Below are 13,353 nucleotides of genomic sequence, written 5' to 3' on the forward strand. Positions count from 1 at the left end.
ACGGCAATCGTTGGGCGGTGAGTTGCAGGGAGCCCTCAAGCGTGGCGAGTTACAGGTCCTGTATCAGCCGATCTTCGATCTTAAGAACCGTCATTGTGTCGGTGCCGAAGCCTTATTGCGCTGGCGTCGGCCGGACGGCACGCTGACCAGCCCGGATCTGTTTATTCCCATGGCGGAAGACTCCGGGCAGATCCGTCAGATCACTGACTTTGTGTTGCAGCGATTGCTTGAACAGCTCGGCAAGTTACTTCGCGCCAACCCGCAGTTGTATATTTCGGTCAACCTGGCGGCCTGCGACGTCATGGTGCCCCGGGTCGGCCAAGTCATGGCAGGCTTGCTGGCCACGCACCGGGTCGCTGCGCGGCAGATCGCGTTTGAGGTGACTGAGCGGGGGTTGATCGATGTGGTGGTCGCGCGGGAGAACCTGCAAGCATTGCGCGACGCCGGGCATCAAGTGTTGATCGACGACTTTGGCACCGGTTATTGCAGCCTGGCTTATCTGCAAACCCTGCCAGTGGACTRCCTGAAAATCGACAAGGCTTTCATTGATGCGCTGGGCCACGACGCCGCCAGCAGCGGCGTGGCGCCGCACATCATTCGCATGGCGCACGCCTTGCAGCTCAAGGTGATTGCCGAAGGTATCGAACATGAAGCCCAGGCCGCGTTGCTGAGCAGTGAGGGAGTGAATTACGGCCAAGGCTGGTTGTTCGCCCATGCCTTGACTGCGGCGCAGTTCATTGAACTGATCACCCGAGGCCGTCGGTTGGCGTCACGGCGGCTGGATGACGAGGCGTGATCTCCCGTTAGAGTGGCAGTGCCATATAGAACTGAGTGCCCTGCCCCGGCCGGGAATATACGCCCATGCGACCGCCGTGCAGTTGCACGATCTCCTTGCACAATGCCAGACCGAGCCCGGCGCCGCCCTTCTTGCGCCCGACCTGAACGAAGGGTTCGAAAATCCGCCCCTGCTGGCCATAGGCGATGCCTTCGCCATTGTCTTCGACGCTGACGATCACCCGTTCGCCGTGCCGGCGAGCCTGCAAGCGTATCTGCCCATGGTGGCTGGTATGGCGCAGCGCGTTGTCGATCAGGTTGTCCAGCACCCGGTCGAGTTGCGCCTGATCGGCCTGCAGTCGCGGGAGTGGTGTGTGCACTTCCACCAGCAGCTCGATGCTTTGCTCATTGGCCCGCTCGGCGAAACGCCCTTGTGCCTGCTCCAGCAGGTCATCGATGTTGCACGGCGCCAGGGTGAGTTTTTGTAGACCATTCTGATAGCGCGAGAAGTTCAGCAGGTCGTTGATCAACTGCATCAAACGCTGCATTTCCTCATTCACCGTGTTCAACAGGTCGGCTTCGCGAGAGTCATCGGCAAAGTGCGCGCGCTCGCGGAACAGGCCGAAGGCCATGTGCATGCCGGTGACTGGGGTACGCAACTCGTGGGAGGCGCGCAGTACAAACTCACTGCGTACCCGTTCAAAGGCTCGTTGCTCGGTGACATCGTGCAGCACCATCACGGCGCCGAGGATATGCCCTTGGGGATGAATGACCGGCGTCAGGCTGTAGGTCAACAGTCGTGACTCGCCATCGACTTCGATGCCCAGGTCTTCAGGCGCACGCTCCAGTGTTCCGCCGCGCAGTATCGTTTGTAGTTGTTCATCGAGCTCCAGCCGTTTGAGCGCGGTGCCCAGGCCTTGGCCCAGGCGGCTTTCGTCCCAGCCCAACTGACGCTGTGCGACCGGATTAAGGTGCTCCAGCTGGCCCTGACGATCAATCATCAGCAAACCGTCATCGATGCTGTCGAGCACGGCTTGCAAGCGTTGCTGACCGGCGAGCAGTTCATCGACATTGGTTGYCTGATGCTCGCGCAAGGCTTCGGCCATGATCCCGAAGCGCCGGGTGAGCTGGGTCAGTTCCACCGCTGGGGAAATCGGCAGGGTGACATCGAAGTTACCCTGACCGATGTTATCCGCGGCCTTGGCCAGTGCCTCGATCGGCTCACCGAAGCGCCGGGCGATGCCGTGAGCGGTGATGAAACCGATGACCAGTACCGCCAACCCGACCAATCCAAGCAAACCGGCAATCAGCAGCGCATGTTCGCGGGCATTGCGCTGGGTATCGTCGATGTTGTCCAGAGCCTGTTTGTGTTCGGCGATCAGGCCGTTTCGCAGCACGTTGAACTTTTCGGTGAGGTCCCGATTGCCGGCGAGCTTGCCGGACGGTTCCTGCGTGAGGCTGAAGGCTTTGAGAAAGGACAGGTAGTCCGTGCGGGCCTGCTCGAAGCCGTGATGCGCGCCATTGAAACTGTTTTCGTGCTCGATGCCTTGATCCAGCAGCTCGAAGTAGCGCCGTTCAGAGGATTCGAGTGCCTCAAGGTCGGGCTTTATGCTGAGCATGTTGATCAACTGATCGTCCAGGGTCTGGCGCAGCTTGAGTTCCAGATCCAGGGTGATGAAGTTGTCGCGGATCAGCGCTTCCTGGTGACTGGCTATCTGCATCACGCTGACCAGCCCGAGTATCAGGCCGAGCAACGCCACGGTGATCAGTGCCGAGATACTCAGAAACAGCCGTGTGCGCAACTTCATCGCCAGCTTCATAAGGTGCTGCTCACAGGTTGTACTGTTTGCGTTTGCGGTACAGCGTCGAGGCGTCGATACCCAGGGTCTTGGCCGCTTGATCGAGGGTCCCGGCGCTGGCCAGTACCGCACCGATGTGGGCTTTCTCTAATTCATCCAGGCTCAGCGCCGCGCCGATTCTGGGGGTGTTGCTGGTGGTTTGCTCGGCCATGCCCAAATGGCTGATCTCGACTCGCTCCTGTGGGCAAATGATGCTTGCTCGTTCAACCACATTACGCAGTTCGCGGATGTTGCCTGGCCAGCGATAGCCGAGCAGCGCCTCGCGTGCTTCGTCGCTGAAGACACGAGCAGGCCGCGCGTACTCCTTGACGAAACGCGCGAGGAAGCGGTCGGCCAGGGCCAGGATGTCCTCGGCGCGTTCGCGTAGTGGCGGCAGGTGCAAGGTGATGACGTTCAGCCGGTAGAGCAGGTCTTCGCGAAAACGGCCGTCGCGGACCATGTCTTCGAGATTGAGATTGGTGGCGGCAAGAATTCGCACATCGGCGTGACGGGTCACCGGGTCGCCGACCCTTTCGTATTCCTTGTCCTGAATAAAGCGCAGCAGTTTGGGCTGCAAGGCCAGCGGGAAATCGCCGATCTCATCAAGAAACAATGTACCTGCGTCGGCCTGACTGACTCGGCCGAGGGTACTTTCGCTGGCACCGGTAAACGCCCCGCGGCTGTGGCCAAAGAGTTCGCTCTCCATCAGCTCGGTTGTCAATGAAGGGCAGTTGATGGTGACAAAGGATTTTTTCGCGCGTTTGCTCCAGCCGTGAATGGCCCGGGCCAGCTCGCCTTTACCGGTACCGGATTCGCCGAGTATCAGAATGTTGGCGTCGGTGCTGGCGACCTGGCGGGCGGTTTCCAATACGACTTTCATCGCCGGACTGTGGGAGTCCAGGCCATCGTTGGGTTTGCGGACTTCACCTTCGAGGGCTTCAAGGCGTGCCGAGAGCTGGCGCACTTCCAGTTGTTTGGCGGTGGCCAGGCGCAATTGGTCGGGGCTGCAAGGTTTGACCAGATAGTCGGCGGCACCGGCCTGGATCGCATCGACGGCGGTGTCTACGGCCGAGTGTGCGGTGACGATCACTACGCGCATCCAGGGCGCCTGCACACGCATTTGCGCCAAGACGTCGAGACCGTTGTCTTCACCCAGGCGCAGGTCAAGGAAGCACAGGTCGAAGACCTGTCGTTGCAACAAGGCGTCGGCCTGGGCTGCGCTGTTGGCGGTGGCGACGGTATAGCCTTCGTCTTCCAGGCAGTAGCGAAAAGTGCGCAGGATGGCGGATTCGTCATCCACCAGCAAAATGCGGCCTTGATGCTCTTTGGCTGATTCCATTTTTCCTACGCTCCTTAAATGAATGCTCTTAATTTAGTCTCGGAAAAATCGGGCAAGTTGCATGGTTGATTCTGAGCGCTTCTCATCAGAATGGGGTAGCTGTCTGTTCGAAGTTCTATTAACTATATGATTTAAATCGTTTTTGTTTCTGCGACGACGGCCCCGGCGTTTTCCCGCCTCTTTTTCTGACATCCATATCCCTTCATACATTCCAAAAAGTTTCGATTTCCTGCAAACCGATCGTGCATTACGCACGATCCTCTGGGGGCCATCGTGCAGGATGCGTCCGAATGCATTTTGTTAATCGAAATATCTATTTGATTTTATTGAGCTTATTTCAGTGAAGGCGCTGGCATGCAGGCTGCAATGGTCTGGTTAAGCGGGGCATTCAAGAAAGAGCGCCCCCAGACCAATAACTAACAGTGTGGGAGGAGTTTCGGATGATTCGCCAACGTGCCACCCAATTGCGTATCTCGCCACTGACTATCCAGCAAGGGATGTTTGCCGTGTTTGCCTTGCTGATCACTTTGATCGGAGGCCAGCAATTCTTGCGTTGGGAACAAAGCCAGCAGCCGGAGGCAGCGATTGCGCCGACTCATCACTTGACCCAAACCCATTTCAGTGCGGTCGGCAGTCGGCCTGCTGATGCAGCCTCAATGAGAATGATGAGTGTGGACCCGGCCGAACCGGGTGCCGTGGCGCTGCGTCAGGACCGTTGGGTGTTCTAGGTAACTGGCTTGGTGCGATGTTCATGTGCCGGGAATAGCTGCACCTCTTAATAGAAGCGTAAGGAGAATCACCATGTTGAGCTGGGCAATCACATTTTTGATTATTGCCATTGTCGCTGCCGTACTGGGCTTCGGTGGTATCGCGGGCACCGCCACGGGTATCGCCAAGATTCTCTTTGTCGTGTTCCTGGTGATGTTTATTGCTTCGTTCATCTTTGGCCGTCGCGGTCGAGGCTGATGTCGAGGCTGATCGTGAGCATTTGCTTGAAGACAGACCCGAACAGGTACCGGGTTTGAAAAACGAAGGAGGTCAGCAATGCCTTTTTCCTCTGCGCCCACCCGAGGAGGGTGCGCGCATGGCCAAGGGGCCGGGACGTTCTGATTGCTTCAGGATCGGAGTGACCTACGGGTACAGGGAGTGCCCGCGCAAGGGCCGGGTCAGGAAAAGCAGCGCCGCGTATTTGACCGTCAATCATGACGTGACAAATCTGCGGCGCGCTTATATGTGCAAAGCGTTGACCTAGAGCTTCCCAGCGATTTTTTATCGCTGCGCCAGCCGGCAAAAAACCATCAGTGTTCTTCACAAAGCATTTCGCAGTGTTTCGGGCGACCGTATATCGAGAAATTTGGCGGTGATTCCTGCTCCCATTTCACTACGGCGCGTAGGATTTCTCTCTGGTTTTTGTCCATATTCCGTTGCTCAAAAAACGATCAATCTCCTCTGCGATGGCCGGTTCACGGCACTTATACCTGCCGAAATGTCGTATTCGAACCGGTTGGGACGGCGGTTTGGTTTGAAAAATCTCATGCCGATTCGGCATAGGGTAGGCGTTTACGGCATTAGACGTCGCTCTCGTGCATCGGAATAGTTGCGCCTTTTTTATCTGCCAGAGAGCTGTAATTACGCGCTCCAGGCGACTTTATCCGGGGGCAGATGCGCTGACTTTTCCGCCTTGAGCGTTCCAGTTTGTGCATCTTCCCGAATCCATTTATAAGAAAAGGGTAATGATATGAAAAAGGCAAAGCTGAGCCTCGCCTGGCAGATCCTCATCGGTCTGGTACTGGGCATTGCAATTGGCGCGTTGCTCAACCACTTCAGTGCGGAAAAAGCCTGGTGGATCAGTAACGTCCTGCAACCGGCGGGCGATATCTTTATCCGTCTGATCAAGATGATCGTGATCCCGATCGTGATCTCCTCGCTGGTCGTCGGTATTGCCGGTGTAGGCGATGCGAAGAAGCTCGGGCGCATTGGTCTCAAGACCATCATTTACTTCGAAATCGTCACCACCATCGCCATTCTGGTCGGTCTGGTGCTGGCCAACGTGTTCCACCCGGGTTCCGGCATCGATATGAGCACCCTGGGTACTGTGGATATCTCCAAGTACCAGGCGACCGCGGCCGAGGTTCAGCATGAACACGCGTTCATCGAAACCATCCTCAACCTGATTCCATCGAACATCTTTGCCGCCATGGCGCGTGGAGAGATGCTGCCGATCATCTTCTTCTCGGTGTTGTTCGGTCTTGGTCTGTCGAGCCTGCAATCGGACCTGCGCGAGCCGCTGGTGAAGATGTTCCAGGGCGTCTCGGAAAGCATGTTCAAGGTCACTCACATGATCATGAACTACGCCCCGATCGGCGTGTTCGCACTGATCGCAGTGACCGTTGCCAACTTCGGTTTCGCTTCCCTGCTGCCGCTGGCCAAACTGGTGATCCTGGTTTACGTCGCTGTCCTGTTCTTCGCCTTCGTGGTGTTGGGCCTGATCACTCGCCTGTTCGGCTTCTCGGTGATGGAAGGCCTGGCGTTCATCGCCGGTGTCGACCGCATCATGGACATGGCCCGTACCGCACTGAACGTGATCGGTAACGCCTTGGCCGTGCTGGTCGTCTCCCGTTGGGAAGGCATGTACGACGACGCCAAGGGCCAGCGCTACTGGAACTCCCTGCCGCACTGGCGCAGCAAAGAGAAGCTGCCGGCTGGCGAAATCACCAGCAACTGAGTGAAGTTTGAACTTTTTGCGGGAGCGAGCCTGCTCGCGATAGCGGTTGATCCGTTGATATAAATGTCGGCTAGCAGTCAGTCATCGCGAGCAGGCTCGCTCCCACAGTGAACTGCACCAGTCCTCACAAACAAACCCCGGAGAAATCCGGGGTTTGTCGTTTCTCCCCACCCCGCTATCATTCGCGGCATCTTCTGGGGGATTTGACTGATGCTCAATGGCCTGTGGCTTGGCTTTTTCATCGTGGCGGCCGTTTCGGCACTCGCGCAGTGGCTGATCGGCGGCAATGCCGGGATCTTCGCGACGATGGTGGAAAGCATCTTCGCCATGGCCAAGCTGTCGGTCGACGTCATGGTGTTGCTGTTCGGCACCCTGACCCTCTGGCTGGGCTTTCTGCGGATCGCTGAAAAAGCCGGGATCGTCGACTGGCTGGCCAAGGCGCTGGGCCCGTTGTTCCTGCGCCTGATGCCCGAAGTGCCGGCGGGTCATCCGGCCATAGGCCTGATCACCCTCAACTTTGCTGCCAATACCCTGGGGCTCGACAATGCCGCTACGCCGATTGGTCTCAAGGCGATGCGTGCGTTGCAGGAGCTCAACCCCAGCACCACGGTCGCAAGCAATGCACAAATCCTGTTCCTGGTGCTTAACGCCTCGTCCCTGACCCTGCTGCCCGTGACTATCTTCATGTACCGCGCCCAGCAAGGTGCTGCCGACCCGACGCTGGTGTTCCTGCCGATTTTGCTGGCGACCAGTTGTTCAACCATTGTCGGTCTGCTGTCGGTATCGTTCATGCAGCGTCTGCGACTGTGGGACCCGGTGGTGCTGGCCTATCTGATTCCGGGTGCGTTGCTGCTGGGTGGCTTCATGGCCCTGTTGACGGCGCTCTCAGCCACTGCGCTGGCGAGCCTGTCATCGATCCTCGGCAACCTGACGATGTTCGGGATGATCATGCTGTTTCTGGTGATTGGCGCGCTGCGCAAGGTCAAGGTCTACGAAGCGTTCGTCGAAGGTGCCAAAGAAGGCTTCGATGTCGCCAAGAACCTGCTGCCATATCTGGTCGCGATGCTGTGTGCGGTGGGCGTATTGCGGGCGTCCGGTGCGCTCGACTTCGGGCTGGACGGGATTCGCCATCTGGTGCAATGGGCCGGATGGGACACGCGTTTCGTCGATGCCCTGCCGACCGCGATGGTCAAGCCGTTCTCCGGCAGCGCTGCACGGGCGATGCTGATCGAAACCATGAAAACCCAAGGCGTCGACAGCTTCCCGGCGCTGGTGGCAGCGACTATTCAGGGCAGTACCGAAACCACGTTCTATGTGCTGGCGGTGTACTTCGGAGCGGTGAGCATTCAGCGTGCGCGACATGCCGTGGGTTGCGCACTGTTGGCGGAACTCGCCGGGGTGCTGGGGGCGATCGGGGTTTGCTACTGGTTCTTCGGCTGAGGCAGAAAAACCTGTGGGAGCGAGCTTGCTCGCGATATCGGTGGGTCAGTCAGCATTGTTTTTACTGTCATGCCCTCATCGCGAGCAGGCTCGCTCCCACATGAACCTCAGGGTTTCATGGTCGCGGTCTTCTGCCCCTGCTCTACCGTCCACGCAATCACCTGCGCCGTGAGCGTATCACTGGCCTGACCAAACCCGGTCACCACAGCGGGCACCTTCACATCGCTCAATGGCTGGCGCACTTCGAAGCGGCGGCTGGCGAGGATCCGCTGGTCATTGCCACGCACCAGTAGCGCATCCAGGCTAATGACCACTTGCGCGGTGTTGCCTTGATATTCCGTCTGGAACGCTTGCAGGTTCCCGCTCAGCTCCAGATCCGTCTGCAAGTTGCTGTCGTCGGTGCTGAGCCGCTGTACGCGGCCGTCCTGTGCAAACCCGGCGAGCAGCCGATTGCGCAGCAGGGTCGGCGTAGGATCGCTCCAGCGCGAAGCCTTGTAGCTGCTGATCAGGTCGCCTTGAGGGATTACGGCGATTTTTGAACTGTTGAGCACGTCGCTGGCCTGGGGTTTAGACAGACGTAGCGACCACGGCACCGAGTTGGCGTGCATCGAAGACGCGGCGTTCGGCGTGACAGGCAGACGGTAGACATCCTGGGGGTCAGCCTTGGGTAAAATCGAGCAGGCACTGGTCAGCGCGAAACTTGCCAACAGCGCGCAGTGCGCAAAGGCGCGGTAGACGGGTTTCATGGCGTGAACTCCTTATCCTTGTCGCCGCCCAGCAAGTAACCACTGGGGTTGGAATCCAGGCGACGAGAGATGGCGCGTAACGAACTCAGGGTGTCGCGCAACTCACGTATGGCCGGGGCCAGACTGTTGAGCCCCTGCATGCCGTTATTCAGCGCATCCTGATTGTCGGACAGCAAGCTGTTGATGGTTGCGCTGCTCTGCTCCAGCGACTTCATGGCCTGCTCGGCACTGCCGAACATCTGTTTGCCTTGATCGTTGAGCATACCGTTGGCGTTACGCATCAGCGCAGACGTCTGCTCCAGGGTGGCGCTGGCCTGTTTGCCTACCGACGCCAGTTGCTGCATGGCCTGGCTAAGATCCCCGCGCTGCTCGGCGATGCTTCCGGTGGTTTGCTCCAGGTTCTCGAGGGTTTTGCCCAGACGGTCGACGTTTTCCGGCGACATCATCTGGTTGGCGCTATGCAGCAACAGGTTGACGCTGCTCATCAAGTCGTCGCTGTTGTTCAGCAACCGTGAAATGGGCGAAGGCGAAGCAATAATCTCCGGCAAATTACCGTCCTTGCCTTCCAGCTCCGGGCTTTGCGGGGTGCCGCCACTGAGCTGGATGATCGAGGTGCCGGTAATCCCGGTCAGCGCCAGTTTCGCCTGGGTGTCTTCCTTGATCGGGGTGTCGCCGCTCAGTCGAATCCGCGCCAATACCCGGCGCGGGTCTTTGGGGTCGAGGCGTAATGTCACCACATCGCCGACCTTGATCCCGCTGTACTGCACCGCGCTGCCTTTGGACAGACCGCTGACCGCCTCATTGAAAACCACCTCGTAGTCCTTGAAGGCGGTGTCGACGCTGGACTTGGCCAGCCACAGGCCGAACAGCAATGCACCGGCCACCACCAATACGGTGAACAGGCCGATCAATACATGGTGGGCTCGGGTTTCCATGTCATACCTCGTTGAGCTGTGAAGCGGCCGAAAGCGCCGCGCGGCCGCGTGGGCCGTGGAAGTATTCGTGAATCCACGCGTCGTCGGTTTCCGACACGGTGTCGATGGCGTCGGCCACCAGTACTTTTTTCTGCGCCAGCACCGCGACCCGGTCGGTGATGGTGTACAGCGTATCGAGGTCGTGGGTGACCAGGAAAACACTCAGCCCCAACGCATCGCGCAACGTCAGGATCAACTGATCGAACGCCGCGGCGCCGATCGGATCGAGGCCGGCGGTCGGCTCATCGAGGAACAGGATGTCCGGGTCCAGCGCCAAGGCGCGGGCCAGCGCCGCGCGTTTGATCATGCCGCCGGACAGCGAGGCCGGGTACTTGTCGGCAGCCGACAGCGGCAGGCCAGCCAAGGCCAGTTTAACCGCCGCCAGATGCTCGGCGTCGTTGCGACTCAGGCCGGCGTGCTCGATCAATGGTAAGGCGACGTTTTCGGTCACGGTCAGCGAAGAGAACAACGCGCCCTTCTGAAACAACACGCCGAAGCGTCGCTCGACCAGTGAGCGTTCATGCTCTGTCAGGCTCGGCAGGTTTTTGCCAAACACCTTCACCATGCCTTCGCTGGGCTGGCGCAGGCCAACAATGCTGCGCAGCAACACCGATTTGCCGCTGCCTGAACCGCCGACCACGGCGAGAATCTCGCCCTTGTACAAATCCAGGTCGAGGTTTTCATGCACGCTCTGGCGGCCGAAGCGATTGCACAGCCCACGAACTTCGATCACCGCCTCGGAGGGCGCACGGGGTAAACGACTCACCAGCCCATCTCCATAAAGAACAATGCGGCGACCGCATCGAGCACGATCACCACGAAAATCGACTGCACCACGCTGGACGTGGTGTGGGCGCCAACGGATTCAGCGCTGCCACTGACCTTGAAGCCTTCCAGACAACCAATGGAGGCGATCAAAAAGGCGAAGATTGGTGCTTTGACCATGCCGACCAGAAAATGTTGAACGCCGATGTCCGATTGCAGCAAAGACAGGAACATCGCCGGCGAGATGCCTAGCGATATCGCACAGACCACCCCACCCCCGACAATCCCCGAGAGCATTGCCAGAAAGGTCAGCATCGGCAGCGCCACCAGCAACGCCAACACCCGTGGCACCACCAGCAGCTCCATCGGATCGAGACCCAAGGTGCGGATCGCGTCAATTTCTTCGTTGGCCTTCATCGAGCCGATTTGCGCGGTGAAGGCACTGGCAGTGCGCCCGGCCATCAGGATGGCGGTCAGCAGCACACCGAACTCACGCAGGAACGAGAACGCCACCAGGTCCACGGTAAAAATGCTCGCACCAAAACTGGCGAGTACCGTGGCGCCGAGGAAGGCCACTACCGCGCCCACCATGAAGGTCAGCAAGGCGACGATGGGCGCAGCGTCGAGGCCGGTTTGTTCGATGTGCGCGATCATCGGCGTGATCCGCCAGCGCTTGGGGTGAAACAGGCTGCGAGCGATGGTTTCCAGAATCAGCCCGACAAACCCCAACAGTTGCAGCGTGTCCTGCCAGACCGCATCGACTGCGCGCCCGATGCGGGTCAGCAGTTGAATGCCGACACTGATTTCGGGCTCTTTGATGGGGATGCAGAAGTCAGTCAGCGAGCAATAGACGGTTTGCAGCAGCGCACGGTCGGCTGCGGACAGGCTGCAATCGGGGTGTTCGGCGGACTTGCCGAGGCGTTCGGCACCGAGCAGCTCGACCAGCAGCGAGGCGCCTGCGGTGTCGAGCGCGCCGATGCCATTGAGGTCGATGGGGGTTCGGTCGTCGTACTGACCTTTGAGAGTGTTGCTCAGGCGTTTGAGGTCGGCGTAATGGACAAGCGTCCAGTCACCCGTGACCCGCAACCGCGCAGGGGTGTTCGAAGTATCGAGTTGGGCATTGCCGGCAATCGTGCTGCTCATAATCTCCGTGCTTGTTCGACTGATACGCAGTGCTACGTAATAGCATGATCCCGGTTATTTTGCCTCGCTCGGCGTCGTGCCGTTTTGACTGACGTCGGTCACCTCAAAGCGCAGTACGCCGATCACCTGACCGTCTTCGGTCAGTACCCGCACTTGCCAGTCGCCTGCCGGGTTGCCGGGGAAGTTCTGTTTATGGCTCCAGGCCCGGTACCCTTCCTTGCGCCCGCCGTGGATATCCAGTGCGATGCGGTCGACCTCTTTGCCGTTGAACTGCCAGACGTGATAAATCCGCTCGTCGAGCCCGCGCGGTGCGTTGATCGCGGTGTAGGCGTACAGACCATCAGGGCGCAGTTGGGCGACGCTGACTTCATTGTGGCTGTCGCCGGGTGTACGGTCTTGTAGTTGTGTGCTGATTGCCACTTGCGTCATCCACAACGTGGCCGGCGGCACCCAGGAACGCAGCAACCAGCCGGCGCAGCCGATGGCCAGGGTGATGCTGAGCACGCTCAGGCCGCCGCGGATCGTGCGAATCGGAAAGATCGACGCCAGGCTTGGGAAAGACAGCAGCATCGCGGTGCCAAGAGCCAGTTTGAAACTCTGATCGGTGGTCAGGTTCAGGATGATCGGCAATGCGGTCAGCAGCGCGGCAAACAGCGTCAGCGTATGCATCGCCAGAAACAGCCAGCGGCGCGGCGCCAGCCATTTGTAATACAGCGGATCGGTGATCGAAACCAGCGCCGCCGCCCCGAGCAGTCCGGTGAACACCAATTGCCCGCTGTTCCAGGTGGTGGTGATGAAAAAGAACGGCAAGACAAAGAACAGACTTTCCTGATGAATCATCTGTGTCGCATAGCGCAACAACGGCTGTGGGATCTCACGCTTGAAGACTTTGGTGAACAGCTCCGTCAGGCTGTTTTCCAGCATCAGCCAGAGCCAGCTGACCAGCATGATCACCGCAATCCAGGTCGCCAGGCTTTGTTGACGGTCGACCAAAATGAAACTGCAGACCCCTGAGATGAAGCCACCGAGCGCAATGACCCCGGGGTAGCGCTTCATCAGTTCGAGGATGCGCGTTACGTAATGGGTCAGGATAGGCATTCGGCGATTCGCAATTGTCGTGGGTAAAAACCCCGACAGGATAACGCTGGCACTCTGATGTTGCGAGAAAGCATCAGGTAATACGCAATCCCTGTAGCAGCTGGCGCAGCCTGCGTTCGGCTGCGCAGCAGTCGTGAATCCAGCCTTCACGGTTAACCTGAAAAAATGTGGTGTCTGATTTTACGGCCGCTTCGCAGCCGAACGCCGCCTTCGGCAGCTGCTACAGGGATCGTGGTGTTTTCACTGCTTGTGGTGAATACGCCAGCCCATCAGCGCCATCAACCCCAACACCCCGCCCAGCAACCACAGCACCTCGTCATAACTGAGCAGCGGCTTCTCGATGCGAATGTAACCCTGCTGATCGAGCAGCTTGTGAAGGGCTTGGTTGGCCTGGTCCAGAGTGACTGTTTGCAGGCGTTTGGCCGGGTCGTCGAAATGTCCGTCCTCATAGTCGCCAATGGCACTCCAGTAGTAGTCGGCCAGTCCACTGTTGCCTTGCACGGCCCAGGCC

At 58.9% G+C, this 13,353-nt stretch carries 12 protein-coding genes and 1 pseudogene; 5 read left to right on the forward strand and 8 right to left on the reverse strand.

The annotated features are described in order from the left end of the window. On the forward strand, nt 1–796 hold a 796-nt coding region (locus AC1DH9_RS17135), incomplete at its 5' end, for an EAL domain-containing protein (RefSeq protein WP_477808473.1). A gap of 7 nt (nt 797–803) precedes the next feature. On the opposite strand, the gene AC1DH9_RS17140 is transcribed toward AC1DH9_RS17135, so the two are convergent. Then, nucleotides 804–2,594 carry an ATP-binding protein gene (locus AC1DH9_RS17140; protein ID WP_477808474.1) on the reverse strand — a complete coding sequence of 597 codons (1,791 nt, stop codon included), beginning with the start codon at nt 2,592–2,594 and terminating at the stop codon, nt 804–806. 10 nt (nt 2,595–2,604) lie between these two features. Next, nucleotides 2,605–3,951: a sigma-54-dependent response regulator transcription factor AlgB gene (algB, locus tag AC1DH9_RS17145; protein ID WP_427542076.1), complete on the reverse strand. Its 1,347-nt coding sequence runs from the start codon at nt 3,949–3,951 to the stop codon at nt 2,605–2,607. A gap of 440 nt (nt 3,952–4,391) precedes the next feature. On the opposite strand from algB, the gene AC1DH9_RS17150 reads away from it, so the two are divergent. The 4 genes from AC1DH9_RS17150 to AC1DH9_RS17165 all read left to right on the forward strand — a co-directional run bounded on the left by AC1DH9_RS17150 (nt 4,392) and on the right by AC1DH9_RS17165 (nt 8,116). Beyond that, nucleotides 4,392–4,679, forward strand: coding sequence for a hypothetical protein (locus tag AC1DH9_RS17150; protein WP_427542073.1), 288 nt, complete (start codon nt 4,392–4,394; stop codon nt 4,677–4,679). 73 nt (nt 4,680–4,752) lie between these two features. Further along, nucleotides 4,753–4,917: a DUF1328 domain-containing protein gene (locus AC1DH9_RS17155; RefSeq protein ID WP_071552569.1), complete on the forward strand. Its 165-nt coding sequence runs from the start codon at nt 4,753–4,755 to the stop codon at nt 4,915–4,917. Nucleotides 4,918–5,689: 772 nt separating this feature from the next. Then, the gene (locus AC1DH9_RS17160) at nt 5,690–6,676 is read left to right on the forward strand and encodes a cation:dicarboxylate symporter family transporter (protein WP_477808475.1); all 987 of its coding nucleotides are present in this window, start codon (nt 5,690–5,692) and stop codon (nt 6,674–6,676) included. 210 nt (nt 6,677–6,886) lie between these two features. Continuing rightward, nucleotides 6,887–8,116 (forward strand): nucleoside recognition domain-containing protein, encoded by a 1,230-nt coding sequence (locus AC1DH9_RS17165; RefSeq protein ID WP_054594959.1) that lies wholly within the window; start codon nt 6,887–6,889, stop codon nt 8,114–8,116. Between the two features lie 107 nt (nt 8,117–8,223). Here AC1DH9_RS17165 and AC1DH9_RS17170 read toward each other — a convergent pair whose 3' ends face one another. The 6 genes and pseudogenes from AC1DH9_RS17170 to AC1DH9_RS17195 all read right to left on the reverse strand — a co-directional run. Further along, nucleotides 8,224–8,862, reverse strand: a complete 639-nt coding sequence (locus AC1DH9_RS17170) for an ABC-type transport auxiliary lipoprotein family protein (RefSeq protein ID WP_427542070.1) — start codon at nt 8,860–8,862, stop codon at nt 8,224–8,226. Then, nucleotides 8,859–9,797, reverse strand: coding sequence for an MlaD family protein (locus AC1DH9_RS17175; RefSeq protein ID WP_427542067.1), 939 nt, complete (start codon nt 9,795–9,797; stop codon nt 8,859–8,861). Before AC1DH9_RS17175 ends, AC1DH9_RS17170 begins: the two co-directional genes overlap by 4 nt. Before the next feature lies 1 nt (nt 9,798). Then, nucleotides 9,799–10,602: an ABC transporter ATP-binding protein gene (locus AC1DH9_RS17180; protein ID WP_427531171.1), complete on the reverse strand. Its 804-nt coding sequence runs from the start codon at nt 10,600–10,602 to the stop codon at nt 9,799–9,801. Beyond that, nucleotides 10,599–11,744 carry an ABC transporter permease gene (locus tag AC1DH9_RS17185; protein ID WP_427542064.1) on the reverse strand — a complete coding sequence of 382 codons (1,146 nt, stop codon included), beginning with the start codon at nt 11,742–11,744 and terminating at the stop codon, nt 10,599–10,601. Before AC1DH9_RS17185 ends, AC1DH9_RS17180 begins: the two co-directional genes overlap by 4 nt. A gap of 54 nt (nt 11,745–11,798) precedes the next feature. Next, nucleotides 11,799–12,842 (reverse strand): DUF5924 family protein, encoded by a 1,044-nt coding sequence (locus AC1DH9_RS17190; protein ID WP_427542061.1) that lies wholly within the window; start codon nt 12,840–12,842, stop codon nt 11,799–11,801. Nucleotides 12,843–13,082: 240 nt separating this feature from the next. Beyond that, a pseudogene (locus AC1DH9_RS17195) lies at nt 13,083–13,353 on the reverse strand (insulinase family protein); the annotation flags it as partial.

Source organism: Pseudomonas sp. 05T35 (genome assembly GCF_056396605.1).

Coding starts and splice junctions, on each gene's coding strand:
- algB (WP_427542076.1), bottom strand. CDS start 3,951: ATGGAATCAGCCAAAGAGCATCAAGGCCGCATTTTGCTGGTGGATGAC.
- AC1DH9_RS17150 (WP_427542073.1), top strand. CDS start 4,392: ATGATTCGCCAACGTGCCACCCAATTGCGTATCTCGCCACTGACTATC.
- AC1DH9_RS17155 (WP_071552569.1), top strand. CDS start 4,753: ATGTTGAGCTGGGCAATCACATTTTTGATTATTGCCATTGTCGCTGCC.
- AC1DH9_RS17160 (WP_477808475.1), top strand. CDS start 5,690: ATGAAAAAGGCAAAGCTGAGCCTCGCCTGGCAGATCCTCATCGGTCTG.
- AC1DH9_RS17165 (WP_054594959.1), top strand. CDS start 6,887: ATGCTCAATGGCCTGTGGCTTGGCTTTTTCATCGTGGCGGCCGTTTCG.
- AC1DH9_RS17170 (WP_427542070.1), bottom strand. CDS start 8,862: ATGAAACCCGTCTACCGCGCCTTTGCGCACTGCGCGCTGTTGGCAAGT.
- AC1DH9_RS17175 (WP_427542067.1), bottom strand. CDS start 9,797: ATGGAAACCCGAGCCCACCATGTATTGATCGGCCTGTTCACCGTATTG.
- AC1DH9_RS17185 (WP_427542064.1), bottom strand. CDS start 11,744: ATGAGCAGCACGATTGCCGGCAATGCCCAACTCGATACTTCGAACACC.
- AC1DH9_RS17190 (WP_427542061.1), bottom strand. CDS start 12,842: ATGCCTATCCTGACCCATTACGTAACGCGCATCCTCGAACTGATGAAG.